This window comes from Blautia sp. Sow4_E7 (assembly GCF_052116245.1).
GTDB lineage: Bacteria > Bacillota > Clostridia > Lachnospirales > Lachnospiraceae > Blautia_A.
In genome coordinates, this window is sequence record NZ_JBQKLL010000032.1 from 1 (window position 1) to 22,287 (window position 22,287).

General features: G+C 42.2%; 24 protein-coding genes, 1 pseudogene and 1 riboswitch. All 25 genes and pseudogenes read right to left on the reverse strand.

Features of this window, described 5'->3' with window-relative positions; genetic code table 11:
• Positions 1-314: 314 nt before the first annotated feature.
• The 25 genes and pseudogenes from ACTQ50_RS14680 to ACTQ50_RS14800 all read right to left on the reverse strand — a co-directional run bounded on the left by ACTQ50_RS14680 (position 315) and on the right by ACTQ50_RS14800 (position 21,899).
• A complete protein-coding gene (locus ACTQ50_RS14680; RefSeq protein WP_441484813.1) occupies positions 315-509 on the reverse strand; it encodes a response regulator in 195 nt (64 codons plus the stop codon).
• 55 nt (positions 510-564) lie between these two features.
• The gene (locus ACTQ50_RS14685; RefSeq protein WP_412456065.1) at positions 565-756 is read right to left on the reverse strand and encodes a response regulator; all 192 of its coding nucleotides are present in this window, start codon (positions 754-756) and stop codon (positions 565-567) included.
• Positions 757-843: 87 nt separating this feature from the next.
• The gene (locus ACTQ50_RS14690; RefSeq protein WP_441484814.1) at positions 844-1,902 is read right to left on the reverse strand and encodes a GGDEF domain-containing protein; all 1,059 of its coding nucleotides are present in this window, start codon (positions 1,900-1,902) and stop codon (positions 844-846) included.
• Positions 1,903-1,974: 72 nt separating this feature from the next.
• Positions 1,975-2,340: a response regulator gene (locus ACTQ50_RS14695; protein WP_441484815.1), complete on the reverse strand. Its 366-nt coding sequence runs from the start codon at positions 2,338-2,340 to the stop codon at positions 1,975-1,977.
• Positions 2,341-2,446: 106 nt separating this feature from the next.
• Positions 2,447-2,522: riboswitch (cyclic di-GMP riboswitch) on the reverse strand.
• Between the two features lie 133 nt (positions 2,523-2,655).
• Positions 2,656-2,988, reverse strand: a complete 333-nt coding sequence (locus ACTQ50_RS14700; protein WP_441484816.1) for a helix-turn-helix domain-containing protein — start codon at positions 2,986-2,988, stop codon at positions 2,656-2,658.
• A gap of 266 nt (positions 2,989-3,254) precedes the next feature.
• The gene (locus ACTQ50_RS14705; protein ID WP_441484817.1) at positions 3,255-5,213 is read right to left on the reverse strand and encodes an LPD25 domain-containing protein; all 1,959 of its coding nucleotides are present in this window, start codon (positions 5,211-5,213) and stop codon (positions 3,255-3,257) included.
• Positions 5,210-5,701, reverse strand: coding sequence for a PcfB family protein (locus tag ACTQ50_RS14710; protein WP_441484818.1), 492 nt, complete (start codon positions 5,699-5,701; stop codon positions 5,210-5,212). Before ACTQ50_RS14710 ends, ACTQ50_RS14705 begins: the two co-directional genes overlap by 4 nt.
• Before the next feature lie 84 nt (positions 5,702-5,785).
• Positions 5,786-6,580: an ATP-binding protein gene (locus ACTQ50_RS14715; protein WP_441484819.1), complete on the reverse strand. Its 795-nt coding sequence runs from the start codon at positions 6,578-6,580 to the stop codon at positions 5,786-5,788.
• Positions 6,580-7,398 carry a replication initiator protein A gene (locus ACTQ50_RS14720; protein WP_441484820.1) on the reverse strand — a complete coding sequence of 273 codons (819 nt, stop codon included), beginning with the start codon at positions 7,396-7,398 and terminating at the stop codon, positions 6,580-6,582. Before ACTQ50_RS14720 ends, ACTQ50_RS14715 begins: the two co-directional genes overlap by 1 nt.
• A gap of 9 nt (positions 7,399-7,407) precedes the next feature.
• Positions 7,408-8,286: a replication initiator protein A gene (locus ACTQ50_RS14725; protein ID WP_441484821.1), complete on the reverse strand. Its 879-nt coding sequence runs from the start codon at positions 8,284-8,286 to the stop codon at positions 7,408-7,410.
• The gene (locus ACTQ50_RS14730; RefSeq protein WP_441484822.1) at positions 8,279-8,671 is read right to left on the reverse strand and encodes a hypothetical protein; all 393 of its coding nucleotides are present in this window, start codon (positions 8,669-8,671) and stop codon (positions 8,279-8,281) included. Before ACTQ50_RS14730 ends, ACTQ50_RS14725 begins: the two co-directional genes overlap by 8 nt.
• A gap of 13 nt (positions 8,672-8,684) precedes the next feature.
• Complete coding sequence (locus ACTQ50_RS14735; protein WP_027090287.1) at positions 8,685-9,083, reverse strand: single-stranded DNA-binding protein; 399 nt, start codon at positions 9,081-9,083, stop codon at positions 8,685-8,687.
• A 140-nt stretch (positions 9,084-9,223) separates the two neighbouring features.
• Positions 9,224-9,406, reverse strand: a complete 183-nt coding sequence (locus ACTQ50_RS14740; protein WP_441484823.1) for a hypothetical protein — start codon at positions 9,404-9,406, stop codon at positions 9,224-9,226.
• Between the two features lie 127 nt (positions 9,407-9,533).
• Positions 9,534-9,953, reverse strand: coding sequence for a DUF6050 family protein (locus tag ACTQ50_RS14745; protein ID WP_441484824.1), 420 nt, complete (start codon positions 9,951-9,953; stop codon positions 9,534-9,536).
• Positions 9,954-9,957: 4 nt separating this feature from the next.
• Positions 9,958-10,890 carry a ParB/RepB/Spo0J family partition protein gene (locus ACTQ50_RS14750; protein WP_441484825.1) on the reverse strand — a complete coding sequence of 311 codons (933 nt, stop codon included), beginning with the start codon at positions 10,888-10,890 and terminating at the stop codon, positions 9,958-9,960.
• Positions 10,868-11,662 (reverse strand): ParA family protein, encoded by a 795-nt coding sequence (locus tag ACTQ50_RS14755; RefSeq protein ID WP_055180642.1) that lies wholly within the window; start codon positions 11,660-11,662, stop codon positions 10,868-10,870. Before ACTQ50_RS14755 ends, ACTQ50_RS14750 begins: the two co-directional genes overlap by 23 nt.
• A gap of 2 nt (positions 11,663-11,664) precedes the next feature.
• Complete coding sequence (locus ACTQ50_RS14760) at positions 11,665-12,411, reverse strand: hypothetical protein (RefSeq protein WP_055180644.1); 747 nt, start codon at positions 12,409-12,411, stop codon at positions 11,665-11,667.
• 206 nt (positions 12,412-12,617) lie between these two features.
• Positions 12,618-12,848, reverse strand: a pseudogene (locus ACTQ50_RS14765) (sigma-70 family RNA polymerase sigma factor); the annotation flags it as partial.
• A 12-nt stretch (positions 12,849-12,860) separates the two neighbouring features.
• Complete coding sequence (spoIIAB, locus tag ACTQ50_RS14770) at positions 12,861-13,286, reverse strand: anti-sigma F factor (protein WP_226817868.1); 426 nt, start codon at positions 13,284-13,286, stop codon at positions 12,861-12,863.
• The gene (locus ACTQ50_RS14775) at positions 13,286-13,630 is read right to left on the reverse strand and encodes an STAS domain-containing protein (RefSeq protein ID WP_441484826.1); all 345 of its coding nucleotides are present in this window, start codon (positions 13,628-13,630) and stop codon (positions 13,286-13,288) included. Before ACTQ50_RS14775 ends, spoIIAB begins: the two co-directional genes overlap by 1 nt.
• Positions 13,631-13,759: 129 nt before the next feature.
• On the reverse strand, positions 13,760-15,136 hold the full coding sequence (locus ACTQ50_RS14780; protein WP_441484827.1) for a tetratricopeptide repeat protein: 1,377 nt from the start codon (positions 15,134-15,136) through the stop codon (positions 13,760-13,762).
• A 15-nt stretch (positions 15,137-15,151) separates the two neighbouring features.
• Entirely contained in the window at positions 15,152-15,304 is a 153-nt protein-coding gene (locus ACTQ50_RS14785) for a hypothetical protein (protein WP_226817871.1), read from the reverse strand.
• 36 nt (positions 15,305-15,340) lie between these two features.
• The gene (locus ACTQ50_RS14790; protein WP_441484839.1) at positions 15,341-16,633 is read right to left on the reverse strand and encodes a bifunctional folylpolyglutamate synthase/dihydrofolate synthase; all 1,293 of its coding nucleotides are present in this window, start codon (positions 16,631-16,633) and stop codon (positions 15,341-15,343) included.
• A 587-nt stretch (positions 16,634-17,220) separates the two neighbouring features.
• Positions 17,221-19,233: an LTA synthase family protein gene (locus ACTQ50_RS14795; RefSeq protein WP_441484828.1), complete on the reverse strand. Its 2,013-nt coding sequence runs from the start codon at positions 19,231-19,233 to the stop codon at positions 17,221-17,223.
• A gap of 14 nt (positions 19,234-19,247) precedes the next feature.
• Positions 19,248-21,899, reverse strand: coding sequence for a valine--tRNA ligase (locus ACTQ50_RS14800; protein ID WP_441484829.1), 2,652 nt, complete (start codon positions 21,897-21,899; stop codon positions 19,248-19,250).
• Between the last annotated feature and the right edge of the window lie 388 nt (positions 21,900-22,287).

Genomic DNA, 22,287 nt, shown 5'->3' on the forward strand with positions numbered 1-22,287 from the left:
ATGTACAGGTTTCTTTTGTCTTGCCATAATAAAAGGCCCTCCTAATGATATTTATTGTATCATAGAAGAACCTTCTAAACATTATTTTACAGAAAAAGTTTCATACTCTCGAAAACCTTGAATCTAAACAGGCTGCTACTGTCCGGGAGAAACAAGAATTACTGAAAAAGCAAAAGACTTTAAATATCATTCGTCAAAATTTCACAGATTTACCCTTCTCAACGAGATAATGTACAACTATAAAATGTTTTTCTTTAGTCGACTGATATGTAAGAAGAACACTGACTGCAAAATCAGTGTCCTTCTTTCTTCCTTTACATATATTTCATAATAGTCGGCAATAATACATTCATATCTATTGGTTTTGCAACATGATCATTCATGCCACTTGCCAAAGCCATCTTCTTATCTTCTTCAAACGCATTTGCTGTCATTGCAACAATTGGAATCTGCGATTTGTTACCATCTTTCAGTTCTCGAATTCTCCTGGATGCTTTATATCCGTTCATAATCGACATCTGAATATCCATCAGAATCAGACTGTAATAATTTAGCTTTGCTTTATTAAACATCCATCTGTGGCATGTTGATGTCTAAAAGCATCAAATCGATTCCCAGATTCTCTTCCATAATCTGCGCTGCCTGATTTCCATTTTCAGCTTCCAGATAATCATAGGTTTCTCCAAAAAATTCTTTCAATATATCCCTGTTAAACTTTGAATCATCGACAATCAGTATTTTTTGTCTTTTATTCATATTTTCTATTTCCTTTATTCTTGTGGTCTTTAGAAATCCTATAAATTAAAAAAGACACTCTCTATCGATAGTTTTTTAATCACTTTCTTAAGAATGCTGATTATATCTCTTGCATAACTGTTTATTTTTATACATATTAGCATCTGCATCATCCAATAACATCTGCATTGTACAAGACATATTATCGGAGGATAATGCCCATCCGCATGCATAGTCGATTGGTATTTGATTTTCATAACTATTTAATCTATCTTTTTCTCTGTACAAAACTTTTAATATTTCTTTAATTTCCGCCTCATTTGTATGATAAATGACTGCTATAAACTCATCTCCGCCATATCTTCCAACAAAATCCTTTTCTGGAATAACACTTCGCAAAAGCTTTGAGAAATTCATTATTAACCGATCTCCTGCGGAATGTCCCATTGTATCATTTACAGTTTTTAGATTATTTAAATCAAACATTATACATGCTGTAGAACCTGTAATTATATCTTTTTTATTAAGAAGGTCATTACAGGCATTTTTATTTGGCAGCCCAGTATGGGTATCTACGAATGCTTTCTGTTCCAGCAATCTGTTTTGCATTGCCATCTGCATTGCCTTTAGAGTCTGCATAATAACCAATATCACCAGAATCAACATATCAAGTGCCGACAAAAGCTCTATAGTACGAATCTTTATAGCGATCTTTTCTGAATAGCTTTCTGCGGCAGAGACAGTTTCATCTGCCATCGTAAAATATATTTCACTCATATTAACAATGTCTGTATTTTCGTATCCCTTGTTTCTTACTGCTTCAATTTCTGTTTTCAATTTATCCCAGTAATCACTCTGGATTTTCAATTTCCCCTGATATTCTTCGTCATTGAGTTTTACCAGATTATAATGTCCATCCTGATATCTCAATCCAAGAAGAATATCATCCAAATATTTAATTAATTCATCATTTTGGTTTCCTGTAATTTCTAATTTTACTTCGCGCTGTGTATCTCCACGTACCAGACCTGCATAATTTATTACGCGTGCTGTCCCCTGCAGCCTGCTAATCTGAATCATCATAAAAATAATAAGAACCACTAATATCAATATAAGGAAACTCTGTATAATACCTATTATATTTTTATTTTTCCTGTTTGTCTGCATTTCACAATTTACCCCGAATCTCAAATAATATTCATTTCAATAACTATGCTATTCATTTACTTTCTCCCTATATTAAGAACAAATACTTTTAATAGTCTTTTTCATCTTTTCAATATCCAAAGGTTTCGCCAAATGAGCGTTCATACCTACGGCAATGCACTTTTCAGCATCTTCCTGGAATGCATTTGCTGTTATAGCTCTGATCGGTATTGTTTTTGCATCTGAACGTTCTAATGATCTGATTTTTCTCGTAGCTGTATATCCATCCATCACAGGCATCATCAGATCCATCAGAATTGCATCAAATGTTCCTGCTGGTTTCTCTTTAAACAATTCCACTGCCTGCTGTCCATCTTCCGCCTCTGTGACAGAAATTTGCTTGCTTGCTTGCTTGCTTGCTTGCTTCCAGATTTTAATTTTACATTCATTAATTATCAATAACCTCCCCGCTATTTTTCACAATATTTTTCCAAACAGCTTCTGTATTACTTATTCAAGTGCTCTACCATAAAAAAGCACTGCCAAACAGACAGTGCACCTCATTTCATGCAACTGGCTGCCATTTTACAGGCCCTGTAGCTTTGCGTCCCAGACTTTCATCTGGTTTGCCGATTTCCTTATTATAGCTTTAATACTTATGCAAAAAAACTGATCTCATTATACTTTAATGCTCTAGTATACACAAGAAAACATTACCGTTTTAACGACAAAAAATAAAAAAGAACAGTCGATACATATACTCGAACTGTTTTTCTACTTCCGAAGTCCACGCAGCATTGACATTACTGTTTCCTGCTCATTTGTACTCAGATTTTTCCATATCCCTAGAACTTCTTTCTGCTTTTCTGTCAGATTCTCTAAATTATCTTCTTGAAAAAACTGTGATAATGTCACGCCTAATGCTGTACATATTTTTTCAAGTGTGATCAGCGACGGCAGGTTTTCCTGTGCCATGATTCTTCCCAGTGACGACTGGGAAATTCCCGACAGCTGCGATAATCTATATTTACTGATATCACGCTTTTCACACAAAGATGTTATTTTATCCGCAATATACTTCTCTATATGCAAGTAACTATACCTCATTTCCGCTATTACATATTCTTATTGTACCTGTAATAATGAAAAAATATTAGTATTCAACTTTGCAATTATTTAATCCTATAATAGGAAGTATGCACATAAAAAATATAAAGATACTTTCGTTTCCGCAAAAGTTATTTTCGCTTATATGTTTTATAATATCATAGGTTGTTTCATTTGTCACATAAAAAATTTGAAGCACTATCATTCAAAACAAAAAAGCCGGAAGCCACGTTATCATCCGTGACCTCCGACTCATTGTGCTTATACTACACTGTCCTTACACCCAAATCAGCTCCTCTCTCCGGCTTATCTTTTCCCTGCTTTTCCTGGATGATTCTCTTATTGATTTCCAAGCGTTCATGGATTGACGGTTTCTTTTCTTTTCCTGGCATTGCCTTTTTCTGTGCTACTGCCTTTCTTTCAGCTTTCCCTGCGTCCTTAACTGCTGTATTTATTTCAACACCAGCTCTCGACACAGCTTCTCTGCTCTCATTTTTCTCTGCTACCTGCTGTTCTCGTCTCTCCTTCACACCTTTTTCTTCCAGACTGCAAAAGCTCTGCAAATACGGCAGTACATGATTCTGCATATCCGTCAGATCTTCCATATACTTCTGATATTCTTCATTGCCTTTTCCTTGCTGATAGCTGATCCAGCTTTCATCCGTCAACTTCATTTCATTCTGCATCTTTAATTGACTGATGATGCCGCCATTTCCGCTACCAATGTCTATCTTACCTTGAAAATGATGCAACATCTTGTCGCCCTTCTCAGCATAATATACTGTAAAAAACATCTGTGCTGTCGTTTTTGGTTCGTTGGTGTTTGGATCACAGTCGGCATACCAGGCTTTGTCCTGTTCTACTGTTTTGGAATCCAAATCAGATAACTTCTGGCATCTTGGATTCCCCAGCTCACTTTTCTCACAATAATTCACATACACCATCGGTTCCATATCCTTTGGAAGTTCTGGCTCATAGGCTTTCAGTCTTTCAATCAATACACCTGCACGCACAGACTGGTCACATTCTTCGTCTACAATATCCTTCAAATAAGAAATATAAGAATGTGTATTGCCACTCTGCAAATCCAACATCACCTCTTGTACCGTATTTTCTCCCGTCTCCACATTATCTCGATACTCATACGGATCAAAAGCTTCTGCAATCTCATCCAGTGCCTCTGCCAGCTGTTCTGTGGTCATCTTCTCAGGATACATTGCTTCTCGAACATCCCTCATCGGCACATATTTATAATCCGGCAATGCTTCATGAATTTTCTCAATCCCTTCCCGTACCAGTGCAAGTTCTCCATAAAATCGAACATCGTCCATCAGATTTCCAAGTACTGTATTTCCTTTTACGATTGCAAATTCAGCATCATCATAGTAACTGTCTTCCGGATCACGATAGATAATCCCCATACTACATACTCGATAGGCATTTTCAGGATTCTCCCTATATTTTTCATAGACCGCAGCAATCTGATTAACATCGGTACTTTTTTCATAAGCTCCCATATCATGGAACTCATATGGCTCATGTACCACTTTTCCAGATTTATCTTTCATGATATTTCCATTCTTATCTTTCTTAGGTGGTCCCTTTGCTAACATCTTCCCGCACTCTTCAATCAAAGTGCCTTTCGGATCTGTAATGACCATGGAACAGTTCATCTGCATGACCGATGGTTTTACGAAAAAACGTGTCTTACCGGAACCACTGCCGCCGATGACCACTATATTTTTATTTCTTGCATACTTCGGCTGCTTCGGTCTACTCTCCATGGTCAGTGCTTCTGTTGCTGTCAATGGAATGTTCATCCATGGATCTTCCGACATATAAGGCTTGATATCCTCTGCGGTTCCCCATCTGGCTGAACCATACTCGATGCCTTTCCGTAATTTCTTTGCGTCTGCCTGTTTCTGCCAGACCAACACTTTCAGAACGACTGCAACAACAATACCTGCTAGCAGATCTTTCCAGTTATTGCTTAACACAAAACCAGCAAAAATCCGGTCTGCGTGTTCCATTGCATATAAAAGTTTGTTCCCCATATCTTCTCCCGGACTGTTCCGGTAAAGAAAAAATGCCCGGTCTGCATAGAAAGCAGCCAGAGCATAAGGGATATTTGTAAGAACCAGTTTCTTTTTATCCAGGGCGGACAGCTTACCCCCGATTTTATTCTTCCACTTCTGCATCAGAGTTTTGCCGCTTTTCTTTTTCATCGACTATGCTCCTGATGCCGGTTCTTTACTTTGTCCTTCGTCTTCTTTGGCATCATTGCCCGGTAAGCTGCAAGACGCTTATGAATGGAAGGCTTATTCGCTTTTTGAATCTGTTTCTGGGAAAACTCACGGAAAGCAGCATTTAGGGCATCCTGATCACGTCCCTTGAAAAATACCAGATAAACCGGAGGATCTTTGCTCTTGTCTTTTTTCAGAGCATAATTGATCCCGTATTTTCTGGCATACCGTTCAAAGGACTTGATATTTTTGTCCGTGATCTCGATATTGACCATCCCGGCATTCTGTTTTGCCAGCTCTTTTACCGTGACCTTTCCCTGTTTCGGCTGATTTTTCTGTGCTTTCTTCTCTACTGATTTCTGCTTTTGATGACGCAGATACGCAGCAAGAACCTTTTTCAACAGGTCTGCCGTAATTTTAGTAGCCCGAATACAGAACGTGACCGTTTTCTGAGTTACCTCTTCCTGCATGCCTTTTCCCTCCTTTCAGCGATTCAACTGCTGTCCAGATCTGTAATCATGGCAATCACCCCCCCTTCAATGAAAAAGGACAGATTAACCGGTAATCAGGTGCTGCACCTGTACGAGTTTTTCTGTCCCTTCTTCTTTTCTCTTGTCTTCCCCACCACAATAGATGGGAACACACATTTCAAGTATTCTGCTGTAAATGCGCTGATGGGCAGTATCTAAATCTGCAGATTTCATTTCATTCAGTCCCAGATTCGTTGTTACGATCAGCGGAAGCATTTTACAATAGTGGCTGTCTATCACATTATAGACCTGCTCCAAAGCAAACTCGGAATTTCGTTCTATTCCTAAATCATCAATAATCAGCAGCGGATAATCCACAAGATTTTGTATAATCTGGTTCTTATCTGCCTGATAGCTGGTCATTTCATTTAAGATCCTAGAAAAATTTGTCATCATGACACGTTCTCCCTGTTCCAAAAGTGCATTTGCTATACAGCCTGCAAAAAAACTCTTCCCGGTTCCAACTGGTCCCATCAGAAGCAGTCCTTCATTTTTTCTCTTCATATCTGTCCAGTTTTCTACATACTGCCTGGCGATTAGTATCTTCTGGTTGCTTCCATTATCTTTTTCAAATTTCCATTCCCAGAATCTTCTTTCCTGAAGTCCGACGGATTTTCTCTGATAAAGCTGCCGCTGTGCTTCTTCCCGCTGCATCTTCTCATCAAGTTCCTGTCTGGCTTTCACCTCGCATTCGCACAAACAAGACACTACATGCTCAAATCCCATCAGACTGACTTTCATCTGTTTTCTTTTTCCACAGATGCCACAATGAAGACATCCCTCTTCATCCAGATAATCTGCTGTTACTTTATTTTCCATCACAGGCTTTCTCCTTCCTGAAATTCATATTTGTCAATTCCTGCCCTGGCGCCATCCTGTTCTGCCCAAAGACAGATTGTTGCAAAATGATTCTGATACTCTTTTCCACTGGATTTCATATAAACAGAAAGATGATCAATCCGTTTCTGGTAGTCCCATGGAAATAACGTCATCAACTCCTGCAGTTCGGCTTCTGACAAGACAACATTTTTAAATCTACCATACTGACTGAATTTTTCTTCCAGAGCGGGAGTATTGCTCTTGCTCTTATCAGTATGATTCTTTTCAGTCTTATTTATCTTAGTATTACTTCCATCCAGATTCTTGCAGTCCGGACTTCTATTTTTTTGCGTTCCGGACTTCCAGTTTCTTGCAATCCGGATTTCCAATTCCTTGCAGTCTGGATTTCCAGTTTCTGGCGTTCCAGAAGCAAAGTATCTTACTGGCTTTCCTCTGCTCCGTTTCACAAAATTTTTCACATATATGACAGAAGGACGATTATTACCCTGCCGATACCGTTCGATCAATCCAATCCCATGCACACTGTCAAGCTCATAAAGAAGCTTTGTCACTGTCGTATGCGACATTCGCAATAGTTCCTGCAATTCTGCAATCGTGTAAATAATATAGACATAACCATCACCGTCAATCCAGCCATTTTTCTTGGATAGGCTGATTCGATCAAGCAGAATTCCGTAAAGGAGCTTTGCGTCTGTGGACAGGCTTGCAAACTCTTTTTCTGTGAACAGAGCTTTTGGTATCCGAAAAAAAGAAAACTGGTCAGATTCTTCTGCTCTGAAATATTCAAAATCTGCCATAATATTTTCCTACTCTTCTACATCGAAATCACAATTTGCCGCACTGCCCGTACCATGGCACATCTCATCAAACACAAAATTGAATGACTGAATCATTTCGTCCAAATAATAATTTCTAGCCTTCTTGTTGCAAGCATACATATCACCAATAAAGCCTTCATCATTCCCCATCGCATGAACGAGGGTTTCCATAACCTTCATAAACTTCTTTCTTGAACAGCTATCATACTGTCTGTTCACATATTTCTGGATATCTAACACACGAGCAGGATTATTTTCATTTTCCTCCAAAATTCCAAATGCAAGATCCATGCCAAACTCATATCCATCAGCCTGAATTTGATCAATATCCATCTCTCCAAGCTCATCCTGGTATCCTCTCTCTTCCATTGCAGTTAAAGACGTTTCGTATTCATCAATATATCCCATATCCGCAATAGTTTCCAAAATATCTCTGGATGCTTTCACCATCTTATCCATAATAATTTCTCTTTCAGCCAGCGGCATATTTGCCATAATAGTATCTAATGTCATCATTGATTCTTCCTCCATCTCATTTTCATAAATATCATTGATATAAAAGTGGTTCGCCTTTCCATTATTTGGAATAATACGAACCAACTTTCCAACCTTAACCAGTTCCTGTACTGCCTGATCTACTCCATATCGAGTCGTATTCAGGTCTTTCTTCATTTCACTTTTTGGATAGATAACAAACAGATCGCCGTTATGATCTACCCAGCCATTCTGCTCCGCAAATTTCAAACGATCCAGAAATAAGCTGTATAAAATTTTTGCTGTATTTGACAGATTTTTGAATTCTTCCACCTGGAACAGCATCTTTGGCACCTGCAGACAATCTACCGGCATATACTCCATCTTACTCATTGATTATTTCCTCCTTCTGTTTGTACAGCACTTCGGCTGAATTAATATTGATTTCCAGCATCCCTACAAATACCTGATAGTACAGCAGGCATATCTGTTCATCCTCTCTTGCCAGATACAATCCTTCCAGTTCATCGGACGGATGTTTCATTCCATATACTGCCTGACAGATATCATGGATTTTCTCACATTCCACACTTCTAAGATGCATCTCCAAGGTGTGGTTAAATCTCTGCCAGTCCTCCAGTTTCTGATTTACTGACATCATGCACTGGAACAGTTCCGCTGCTTCACATGCTGCTGACAGCACTACATTTTTGTTATTGATACTTCCATCAACTTTTTTCATATGCCCTACCATATACGCCTGATCTACTGAAACCATCTTTTATCCTCCTCTATCTAAACGGCATTTCCTCTTCCATGCCCTCTGGGATTTCTAAGAACCCTTCCGCATCTTCTGGAAACGGTGGTCTGTCAACCATTTTTGCACCTGCGAATTCAATCCGGTTTGCATACACTTCGGTGGTATAGATCTTTTTCCCGGTATCCTTATCTTCATAATTACCTGTGACAATCTCGCCTTCCACCATGACCTTCGTTCCCTGCATCAGATAATCTCTGGCAAATTCTGCTTTCTTTGCAAAAGCCTTTACCGGAATGAAACTGACTTCATCAGAATAATTTCTTCTGACTGCCAGAACAAACTTGGCAATCTTATGAAGTCCTTTTTCATTCTCCACTTCATTGTATCCGGGATTTCTTACCAATCGCCCGGAAATAATTGTTGTATTCATTGGCTTACCCCTCCTATGCTTTCATTGATTTGTAACAGATACCGATACATGGTCCACATTTTCCATAGGCACATCCGTAACATTCATCTTTTTCCAACTCTTCCTGCCTCATTTCATCGGCAAACATTCCTAGCAGGGTTTTATAAATCTTTTTCATCATCCCAGGCACAATTTTTCATCATGCATCGTGGTTGTTTCTCATAGCTTCCCAGATAATATGGACAGAACGTACAACCTCTTTCTTTGATAATCTCAACCGGAATCACTGGCATCTGACTTTTGATTTCTTTTGTTACATGCTTGCTTTCAATTCGCTCTCTCATAATGAAATCCTCCAAAATTTATATTTGCAAAAGGGATTTACCCTGAATTGCCTGTTTTTAGGCACAAAAAAAGAGGCAGACTTGCGATTTTTGTTTTCGCAAGCCTGCCTCTTATCAAACTAATTTTCTATCTTTCAATGATATACCGTATAAAAACGTATATCGCTCTGATCACATACACTGGAATCATGATACTTCCGATCAATGCTCCAATGATGACACTTAACGCAGCCATACCAAGTGTTGCTGTGGTATCCATTCCTCTTGGGATTAGAATCAGCCGCATTTTATGTATTCCAAATGGTAATCCGGCAATAAATACCCACCAGAACCAATCCGTCTGTCCGCTGACTTTCATAATTGTTTTTGTCATCCAAAACCAGAATACCATAAATGTCAGTGGCAGAATTGATTTTTTAATTACATCTCCAATCGTCATTTCTTTTGTCCTCTTATCCAATCTGTTTATCTTCTGTACTTTAGAAATATATGCCTGATATCTTTCCATCTGGCTATCATTATATCTTATTTGCTTATCATATTCCATTCTATCATCCCCTTTGTTCTGTTTGTGCCTTCCACGAATCTAATAACTGAAATATAATTTTTTCAATTTGTTCTTTCTTATAATCTGGTGGAAAATATTTTTGCAGTTGCTTTTCTGAAAAGCTGATTTTCTGGTAATTCACTTTTGCTTCTCCTCTAAGAATTTTCTCAATATCTTCTCCAGTCAATTCTTTTTGCTGACTAAGCTCTTTCATTTTTTTTGCCTGAGATCCATTAGGCATTTTCTTTGTTGTTCCTATGAACGCCAACAGTAACGACTGCTCATTGCTTTTTAAATACGATAGATCTACTGCAACAGTGAATGGCAATTCATTTTTGTCTACAAACTCCAGCAAATAATTCGACAAATAGGTCAATCGTATATATCGTTTGATTGTACTCATTGTTTCCCCGACTTCTGTACCTACCATCTCAGCTGCCCATCTTTTTTTCAACTTTGGTTCAACTTGGACCAAAGTTAGATCTGTTCTTCTGCCTTGACGTTTCAATGCTTCATACTTCATGCGGTATGCAAATGCTTTCTCACTATACAGCAGGTTTTCTCTTTGAATATTGGAATCGACCATAACTACAGTTGCTTCATCATCAGACATATCTCTGATAATAACCGGCATTGTTTTCAATCCCAATTCTCTGCAAGCATATTTTCTTCTGTGTCCCACTACTAATTCATAATCCTTTTCCCCAGAATTTGAAGGTCTTGCAATTCCTGGCACAAGAACTCCATATTCTGAAATACTTTCAATCATTTCCTCCATTTTGTCATCCCTGAATACTTTAAACGGATGGTTCTTGAATGTATCCAGCTCGTCCAGTGGAATTTCTCGCACACACTCCTGCTCCTCTGACAATCCAAACAGTGCATCTACACCTTTGAATTTTATCTTTGAAGCACTACTCTCTTTCACTGCCATCATCAATCACCTCCTCTACCAGTTTCTTATATGCTTCGGCAACACGTCCTTTGGGATCATGTTTATAAATACTTACTCCCTCAGCACTCGTCTCTGCAGCTCTTATAGAAAACGGAATTGCAGTCTCAAAAATATGGATATATTCACCATAATTATCATGAAGTAATTCTATAATCTCTTTTGAAAAATTTGTTCTGCGATCCACCATGGTAAGTAAGATTCCGTCAATTTGAAGTTTTCGATTTATCTGCTTCCTGACTTTATATATTGTCTGCATCAACTGTTCGAGACCTTTAACCGGAAGATAATGTGCCATAACCGGGATGATAACCGAATCAGCTGCCGCAAGTGCATTTACAGTGAGCATTCCTAACGATGGCATATTATCAATCAGAATGTAATCATATTCCGGCGAAATTAACTTGATAAACTGTTTTAACACATATTCTCTGCTCATAACATTTACCAGGCTGACTTCTACCCCAGAAAGTTCAATATTTGCCGGAAGAATGTCCAATCCCTCTTCATGGTGAAGAATTCCATAACTTTCTGGTAATTCAAGACCGTTCATCTCACAATGAAGAATTGTTGCTACAGTTATTTCCAATTCATCTGGATTCTGATAACCAAGACTCTCTGTTAAGCTTCCTTGTGGATCGAAATCTATTGCCAGAACTTTATATCCTTTTTTAACGAGTCCGATTCCTAAATTCACACACGAAGTTGACTTTGCGACACCGCCTTTTTGATTGACTATTGCTATAACTTTTGCCATCTCTATTTCCTCCCAATTCGTAATGTATGTTTTGAAACTGCTTTTTCTGCCTTTTCCTGCTTCTCAGCCTGCAATGTTAAATCATGTGTCTTTATCAACAATGCCTCAAATCGTTCTTTTTCTTCTTTCTGTTCGTGTACTGTCAGATTTGTTTCCACATTTGTTTTTTGTGAAACACTCAATTTATTTCTAATATTATATGTGTCATATCTTCTTCTGATGCAATTCGCCTCTACACCAGACAGCGTAACCAGCTCTGACCAGGAAGATACTTTACACCTTCTTGCGATTGTTCCCCATGATGGCGTTTCTGGATTTCTACAAGCATCATATATTTTTGATGTTGCCGGTTGTATTCGTTCAAATTCATTTCTGAATAATTCCAGAAAATCATATTGATCATCAACACATTTTGTTCCATGACGTCCAATCCTTACATATTCGATTTCTCCATAATAATCATTCAAAAACTCTTTTGCTGTTTTTCCAAAAAGCTTTTCAAAGACCATATGACTTGGCAATTCCTTATGACTGTCACACTCTTTTATTTTCGGCGGGACTCCACCATGCGATTCTGTCCATTCATCCAGTGCTTCATATACACTGGCTACATCCCATCTATCCAATGGGGTGGAGGAATATTTTTTTAATGCCTGTATCACTTCCACAACTTCCTCCGTCTGTGGCAGACATTGTAGTAATTCAATTGCTTTGGGTATGGCTTTTCTTCTTGTCATAATTCTTGCCATAAAAAAACCTCCTTTGAATGCTCATCATCTCATTCAAGAAGGTTTCTATCAGAAACAATTCCGAATTGTTTTCAATATCTTATCTACACTGCTATTTCAACATAAGATATCGAAATGTTTATCTGACAGCACTGATTTTTAATCTAATGCCTTTATCAGAAATCCCTTATTTTAAGGCTATTCCGGTCGTTTCCTTTATCTTACTCTATTGGTACTGCATATGTGGAAAACTTCACATCAAATTCCGGATTGAAATGATCCACCGCTTTCAGAAGACCGATACTTCCAATCTGAAAAAGATCCTCCATTTCCACGCCTCTTCCCAGAAAACGCCTGGCCACACTATACACCAGGCCCATATTTTCCGAAAACAAAGTATCTCTTGCCTCTTTATCCCCCTGGTGAATACGCCCAATGAGAGCAAGAGTATGATCCATGTTTCCTCCTGATCAGTTTCCGATTTTTTTGCTCATATGCACACAGGTTCCTTTTCCAACCTGTGAAGTCACCTTTACCTCATCCATAAAAGCCTCCATAAAAGTGAAGCCCATTCCTGACCGGTCCTGATCTGCCCGGGTTGTGAACAACGGCTCCATGGCCTTTTCCACATCTGCAATCCCTACACCGTCGTCCTCAATATCCACATAAATGGTTCTTTCTTTTCGAACGCACTTCATCCGGATCTTATGTACCTCCCCCCTGTAGCCATGGATAATACAGTTGGTTACTGCCTCCGACACCGCGGTCTTTAAATCCGCCACCTCCTCCAGTGTGGGATTCAGCTGGGTGCAAAATGCCGCAGCCGCCACTCTCGCCAGTCCCTCATTCTCCGGACGACTGTCAAAAATAATGGTCATTTCATTGGAATTTTCCATCAGATTCCCCTCCCTTCCAGCTGCATCTCCTTTTCCTCTCTTTCCAGCTCCAGAAACCTGCTCACCCCGGAAAGCCGCAAAAGCTTTTCAATATAACCACTTACGTGACAGGCCTTCATGCAACCTGAACGCATACCAAGAGCCCGGTATCTTCCCATGATCAGTCCAATCCCGGAACTGTCCATAAAAACAGTCTCTTCAAAATCAAAGCAAATGGTGCGGATATATATTTTTCCCATGATCCGGTCGGACTCCCTCCGGATCAGCTCAGATGCAGGATGATCCAGTTCCTCTGGCAGTTTAATATTCAGACAGGTTCCCTTAGTTTCAAAAACAGGTTTCATGAATAAAAATCCCCCTTATTTGATTATGAATTTTTGGCTCGTTGCTCCCGTATATTGAAAAAGGGATGTGCACAACTATGCACATCCCCGGTTCAGAGGTTCCTCTTCGTTTTCCTTCAGGCGTTCCCATCAATAATACTGAAAATCGCCATTTTCATCGTAATATCCATCTTCTTCACTATAATCAGAGTAATCAGATCCATCATACCCACTGTCGTCATAACTGCTGTCATCATAACTACTGCTGTCCGACTCATCATAGCTGGATGTATCATAATCTAAGGCATCCTGCGCATAATCACTGTTTCCAGAATCCGACGAAGTATCGGTACTTGAGCCGCTGTCGCCAGAACCATCACTCTTGATTCCCGATACACCAGTTTCGGAACAAATGGTATTGTAAATTCCCTTTACATCGTCTCCCAGCTGATCCTCATACACCTTCTGGATCTCCAGCGCAGCTGCGTCATACTCATTCTGCTTATAAGAAACATAGGCATTCAAAAGTGCCTGATAGCTGGTACTCTTCTTCTGCTCTTCCGTAAGCTGCTGGGTGATCTCCTCCGCCACATCTCCAGACTCCTTGGCTTCTCCCTGGACTCTGGAAAGCTCTGCCCCCTGGCTTGCCAGAGATTCGCTGTACTTCACGATCTGCTGGTTTGCCTCCCGGTAGATGCCCTGCTTGATGGCAGGTACTGCCAGAAGCCAGAATGCAGCCGCTCCTGCTGCCACACCAGCCATAAGGGTTACAAACAGGGAAATTCTGGAATTCTCCCTGTAAACAGCTGGCTGTACCACCGCACTTCTGGAAATCTCATCCGAACTATCGTGTTTCCCCTTTGAGCCAAAAAGCCCTTTTTTCTGCTTCTCAAGACGGGTGGTAACACCAGTCCGCTCGTCCACTTCCCGAAGGAAACGTAATGTGGTGGTATTGGTCTTATCAATACGCGCCGCCTTCCGAAGAGTTCTCCTTGCTTTGCCCCAGTCATGATTCTTCATGTAGATCAAAGCCAGCAGATGATAGCCCTTGATCAGCTTGGTATTCTGGCTCAAAATCTTACGAAGCTGAATGGCAGCCATATCCTCATGCCCTTCCCTGCAAAGAGCCAGGGCATTGTTATACTTTCTTATGGTTTCATTAATAGCGTCCAGTTTATTTGAATTCGCCTGAAGGCGATTGATATATTCATTTGCAATATTCCGGGTAGGCTGCAGATTCTTGCTGATCACCCACTCACTAAGAGCAGCAACCACCTCTCCCATCTCGAAATACACCAGTCCCAGAAGATTTCGTGCCTGGATATTTCTCTTGTTAAAAGTAAGGCTCTGCTTCAGACAGTTAACAGCTCCTGAAAGGTCACGGATACTGGCCTTCTCCAAGCCCTGATTGTAATAAAGTTTGGAGAGATACTCCACCTTCTTCTGGATCAGGACGTTACACCCGCAATGAGGACAGTAATCCAGGTCCTTATCTGCCAGGAACGCACCGCAATTCATACAGTTCATTCAGTATCTCCTATTCTATTTCATCCTGCGTCCGCTCTTGGACTCTCTTAACATCTCCTGAAGAATGTCCAGAATATCGGTCAGTTCTCTGTCGTAAATAGCCCCCTCCGCATCTGTCACATCCAGACAGGGCTCAAATTTCTTCAGTTCCTCTTCGTAATCGATCATAAAATTCCTCCATAAGCTCCTGAAAAATAAAATGTCTTATTTTTTCAGCAAGAGCGTCTTAATCTCACCAACCAGGTAAAGAGAACCAACACAGAACAACATTCCGTCCTCTCCCTTGGCCTCGTAAGCCATATGAAAAGCCTCTTCTATATTATCAGAATTTCCAACTTCCCTGCAACCCTCTTTACGGAAAATCTCCGCCAGCTCTGCAGACGGCACCTCACGATAACCGCCCACCTCCGTAGTCACAACCTTGCGGAAACGGATCCTGCTGCAAATGGTATGGATCATATCCTGATAATCCTTATCATTCACTGCTGAAAATAAAAGTGTCAGCGGATACTCCTCCTGAAAACGCTCCGCGGTCTCCACGAACCTGCGGACGCCATCCTCATTATGAGCTCCATCCACGATCACACCTGGCAAAATCGTCTCCATTCTGCCCTGCCATCTGGTATTCTTAATTCCAGCCTGCAGCTGCTCCATGCCCACCGGGATCTTATCCTTCAGTACCTCCATGGCAGTAAGTGCCAGAGACGCATTCATCACCTGATACCATGCAATAAAGGGGATGTGAAATCTGGTATCCCCATAATACCCATCCTCCAGGCAAAAATCAATGCCGTCCTTATTATTTCCCAGCACCTTCGCTCTGCCCTGGACCACCTTATAAGCCGGGCTTCCAAGCTCCTTCGCCTTCGCAGCGATCACCTCTGCTGCATCCTCATCATTTCCATCATAGATCACCGGAACACCCGGAACAATAATTCCAGCCTTCTCCCCAGCAATCTCTCTCACCGTATTTCCCAAAAACTGCATATGATCCAGACTGATCGAAGTGATCACACAAGCCACCGGATCCTCCACCGCCGTAGTCGCATCCAGTCTTCCACCAAGCCCGGTCTCCAAAGTCACATAATCCACCCTGGCCTCAGCAAAGATCACCATTCCCATAAGAAACAGCATCTCAAAATAGGTAGGATGATAACTTCCCTCAGCCACCAGCTCATCCGCCAGCGCCTTCACTCTCTCAAAAGCCTTCAGAAAAGTCTCATCATCAATATTCACCTCATTAATCTGAAACCTCTCATTGATCTTCACCAGATGGGGAGACGTAAACAGTCCGCAGGAATACCCTGCCTCCCTGAGAATCGAAGTCAGAAACGCACAAGTACTCCCTTTCCCATTGGTTCCCGCAACATGTATCACCTTAAACTTCTCCTGCGGATTCCCCAGTCTCCTCAAACACTCCTTCGTATGCTCCAGGCTGTTCTTCTTCGTAAACTTCGGAGTCTCCTCAATATAAGCAACCGCTTCCTCGTAATTCATAATCTTCAACCACCATTTATCTATCGTATTTCGTCCGCAGCAATTCACTAACTTCACAGCTGCCCTCGTTCATTATAACGTAAAATCACTTCATCTGTGTATAATAAATTCTCTATCCACATCCGTAATTAATTACTCTACCATTATATAATAGTCACACCAGAAGTCCACCCCTAATCGTAACTTTTTATCCGACAAACCTCGCACCGCCCCAAAGAATCTCCCCTTCTCCTTATAAGCGGATGGCCCTCCGGGCCGACGCCGCTTCCCCACCACGGTGGATGGCCGCCCCCCGTCGGCCGGCACCTCACCATCTCCCGCCGAACTCCTCTCTTTCCCTCCCGCCTTGAACGTGCCTGGTCCCATCGTGCCTGATCTGGGGGGCGTTGCACAGGTTCCGAAAAAATCTTAGGCGCTAGAGCGTGCTAAAAAAAGGAGAGGACACTGTCTGAGCTCCAACGGAGCGAGTTTGTCCTCTCCTTTCTTCGGTTTTAGCAAAATTCTGGCGCCTTAGATTTTTCGGGTTCTGCGATCCGTTCCCAGATCAGGCACGATGGGGCCGGGCACCCACCCGGGAAACCACTCCCCTACCGGGAAGCCACCTTCCACTCGCTGTCATACAACGCATAAACCGCTCTATCAAAGCTCTTACTAAGAGCCTTCCTCGTCGAACTGTTACTCCTCTGCACAACCGCCAGCCTATCAAAATCCTTCAATTCCGTCCCCGAAATCACCAGCATCGTCGGACTCACATACGCCGTATCATACCACTCCCCATTCAGCTTCACCTGACTGGACGGCGTAAAATTCGTCCCCTGAATATAATAAGTCCAATCCGTATCCGACACAAGCCTCAACGAATCAAGGGTCACATCATAAAGCCCCATCCGCATCTTCGTCCTCTCAAACGGATTTTCCCCACCATAAGCATATCTCTGTCCATACAGCACATCATACTGCAATGTCTCCAGATCCACCTGATAATTCTTCGTATTCCGTCTCGCCTGATGATACTTCATGATCGTACCCGCATGAATCCCAACACGGTCCAGAACCTCCGCCGCGATCTGATAAGAAGCCAGATTCTCATCCTTCTTCGTCAGCCCCATATTATCCCAGATCACATACTCCGTCTGAAACAGATACTTATTCTCCAGATCCTCCACCGTCAATCCCATAGTCGGCAAATGATCCCCATACATCACCAGGATCACATCCTCCGGATAATCCGCCAAAGCATCTGTCAACTTCTTCACAAACTGGTCCATCTCATGAATCTGATTCACATAATACTCCCACTTACAATCCTGCTCCTCCGTAGGAGAACCAGAAACCGTAATGGTCGGATTATCCAGGATCGGCTCACTCGGATAATCACCATGTCCCTGTACGGAAATGGTATACACATAATCCGGACCCTCTGTAGAATCCAGACACTTAAGGATCTCATCCGTCAGCACACTGTCCTTCACCCAGCCAAGAGGATTCTGCAGATTCTCATCCGCCATATACTCCTCAGAAGTAAAAGTATCAAATCCCAGATTCGGGAAAACAGACCGTCTGCCATAGAAATTCGCCTCATTATTATGTACCGCATGTGTAGAATACCCCAGATTCTTAAGCACATAAGGCACACTCTCACAGGTCGTCTCCTTCAAAATACTTTTATAAGGATACTCACCAGGACCAAAATAATGAAGACTCATTCCCGTAATCGTCTCAAACTCCGTATTCGCCGTACCAGCGCCAACAGAAGGGACTTTATAATATCCAGAAGAATACTCCTCCATCAGCTTCCGGAAATTCGGGATCGGATCCTCAGAAATATTCAGATAATTAACCAAAGTGGGATCAAAGAAAGATTCCAGCTGTAAAAACAGGATATTCGGTCTTTTTCCATCCTCTTTGGTCTCTGGAAGATTCGACTCCATCTTCTCGATCCTGTCAATCTCATCCTCAGAATAATCTCTCGGCTCGCTGATACCAGTATTAAAAATGGTAGTCGCCAGACAATAAGGATACCCATAATCCTCATAAGCAAACGCAATATTGCCAAAATAATTGGACAAAACCCTTTTCTCAAGAGCCAGCTGTGTCACGCCGCCGAAAGCCACAAACCCAACGATCACCAGCGGGATCACATACCGATACTTAATCTTCTGCTGATACTTCGGTCCTTTGATCAACAGGATCACCAGTCCCAGCACCACAATTCCAATAATGATACATCCGATCACCACACCATAAAAAGGCAGGTACTTCTGCATGATCGCAATTCCATCTGTCAGCATATGCAGATCCGGTCCGGTAAACGGTGTAACACGGTTCATCAGAAGAATACAGTTCACGATTCCCAGAAACAGCCAGAAAACCGAAACTACAACTCTCCAGAAAACCCGCCTGTGAAACAGATACACGATCAGCATTGTGGTAAAAATAAACGCAGTATTATAAGCAAACACCAACGGCTTTCCCGTCATGTAATTCCAGGCCTCCACCACAGAGTGGCGGCACAGTGCCTCTATGATAAAATAGAGCACTGCGCACCAGAGCGCCTGAAGGATCAGGGAAATCTTATTGCAAAATTTGCTCAGCTTCATACAAAATCTCCTTTTTATCTCTTAAGCTGCTCAAGCTGTGTTTCAACCTTATCCTTCATTTCTTTATACTTCGCAAGCTTCTCCTTCTCTGCATCAACCTTTGCAGCCGGAGCTTTGTTTACAAAGTTCGGATTGTTCAGCATACCCTCGCAGCGGGCGATCTCCTTGGTCAGTCTCTCCTGCTCCTTGGTCAGTCTCTCAAGCTCTTTTTCCCTGTCAACCAGGTCCTCAAGAGGCATGTAAACAACTGCATTGGAAACAACAACAGAAACTGCATCCTCGCCAATGCCAGTCTTATCCTGCTGAACATGGATCTCTTTTGCAAAAGCAAGATTTACAAAGGACTTCTTGCTCTTCTCATACATCTCGCAGATTGCAGCATCTTTTCCCACAATGATCAGATGAGTCTTTCTGTTCTGCGGAACATTCATGCTGGTTCTTGTATTACGGATGCCGCGTACAACCTCCTGGAAGCTTCCGATTGCAAGCTCAGCCTCTGGAGAATTCCACTCCTCCTTATATACCGGCCAGTCAGAGATCATAATGGACTCTTCCTCAGGAAGCAGTGTGCAGTAGATTTCCTCTGTGATAAACGGCATAAATGGATGAAGCAGCTTCAGGCCCTGAGTCAGAGCTGTGCGAAGTGTCCAGAGAGCCTCATTTGCAGCTTTTGGATCCTCCTCAGCTTTCCACAGACGAACCTTGGCGATCTCAATGTACCAGTCGCAAAGCTCATCCCACAGGAAATCATAAATCTTCTGGACTGCAATACCCAGCTCATATTTTTCCATGTTATCGGTTACTTCTTTGATCACGTTGTTCAGTCTGGAAAGGATCCACTTATCTTCATAGCAAAGAGAAGCGATCTCCGGCTCTGTTACGGTCTTGCCTTCCAGATTCATAAGAACGAAACGGGAAGCGTTCCAGATCTTATTTGCAAAGTTACGGCTGGACTCTACACGCTCCCAGTAGAAACGCATGTCATTTCCAGGTGCGTTGCCGGTCATCAGGGTAAGACGAAGGGCATCTGCGCCGTACTTGTCGATTACTTCAAGAGGATCGATACCATTTCCAAGGGATTTACTCATTTTGCGGCCCTGGGAATCTCTTACCAGACCGTGGATCAGTACATGGTGGAATGGTGTCTTGCCTGTCTGCTCAAGAGCAGAGAATACCATACGGATAACCCAGAAGAAAATAATGTCATATCCGGTTACCAGCACGTCTGTTGGATAGAAGTACTCCAGTTCCGGTGTTTTGTCCGGCCAGCCAAGTGTGGAGAATGGCCACAGTGCAGAACTGAACCAGGTGTCCAGGGTATCCTCGTCCTGATGAAGATGTGTGCATCCGCATTTCGGGCATTTTTCCGGCATTTCTCTTGCCACAACTGTCTCACCGCACTCGTCGCAGTAGTAAGCCGGGATTCTGTGTCCCCACCACAGCTGACGGGAAATACACCAGTCACGGATGTTCTCCAGCCAGTGCAGATAAGTCTTGTCAAAACGCTCCGGAACAAATTTCAGGTCTCCATCCTCAAGAGTCTTGATGGCTGCCTTTGCCATCTCGTCCATCTTTACAAACCACTGAGGTTTGATCATTGGCTCTACAGTTGCATGGCAGCGGTCGTGTGTTCCAACGCTGTGGTTGTGCGGAACTACTTTTACCAGAAGACCAAGCTTGTCAAGATCCTCTACCATGGCTTTTCTGGCTTCGTAACGGTCCATACCTGCGTATTTTCCGCCCAGCTCATTGATGGTAGCGTCATCGTTCATGACGTTGATCTCCGGAAGGTTGTGTCTCTTACCAACCTCGAAGTCGTTAGGGTCATGTGCCGGTGTGATCTTTACGCAGCCGGTACCAAATTCTTTGTCAACATACTCATCAGCAATAACCGGGATCTCTCTGTCTGTAAGAGGAAGCTTCAGCATTTTGCCAACGATGTCTTTGTAACGGTCGTCATCCGGGTTAACTGCAACTGCAGTATCGCCAAGAAGTGTCTCCGGACGTGTTGTTGCAATTTCCACGAATTTTCCTTCTTCTCCAACAACCGGGTAGTTGATGTGCCAGAAGAATCCGTCCTGATCCTCATGCTCAACCTCAGCATCAGAAATGGAGGTCTGGCATACCGGACACCAGTTGATGATACGGGAGCCCTTGTAGATATAGCCTTTTTCGTATAACTTGATGAAAACTTCCTGTACTGCTTTGGAGCAGCCTTCGTCCATGGTGAAACGCTCTCTCTCCCAGTCTGCGGAAGCACCAAGCTTCTTCAGCTGGTTGATGATCTTTCCGCCGTACTCCTCTTTCCACTCCCAGGCATATTCCAGGAATTTCTCACGGCCGATCTCTGCTTTATCAATGCCTTCTTTTTTCAGTTTCTCGGTAACCTTAACCTCAGTGGCGATAGCTGCATGGTCTGTTCCAGGCTGCCACAGTGCTTCATAACCCTGCATTCTCTTAAAACGGATGAGAATGTCCTGCATGGTCTCATCAAGTGCATGTCCCATATGCAGCTGGCCAGTTACATTTGGCGGCGGCATAACAATGGTAAATGGTTTCTTATCTGGGTTTACTTTTGCATGAAAATATCCGTTGTCCATCCATTTCTGGTAAAGACGTTCCTCGATTCCTTTTGGATCGTAGGTCTTTGCAAGTTCTTTGCTCATGATTTTCCTCCTAATATCAGAATCCTGCTCGCAGGATTCTGCACCTGCGGCGGGTCGCTTCCAGCGACATCTTCCTTTCCGCCGCAGTGTGATCCTGCCCGGCAGGGCTTTTTATGTAGAGGGTGATTTCATAGAAATCTCCCTCTACATAAAAACGCCCCTCACACAAAATCAATCGTGTGAAGGGCGAAGTTAACGCGGTACCACCTTCATTATGTGCAGCAACGAGCCACCTCTAAAAAAGGTTTTATAAGCTTCGCCTTTAATATGCACACATCTCTTTCCTGTAACGCTGGAATTGCGTGAAAACTTACTGCAAAGTTCACTTCTGCAAGCGCTGCCTCTTTTGAAAAAAGGCTCTGTCAGCATCTCTTTGCTCATTCAGTTT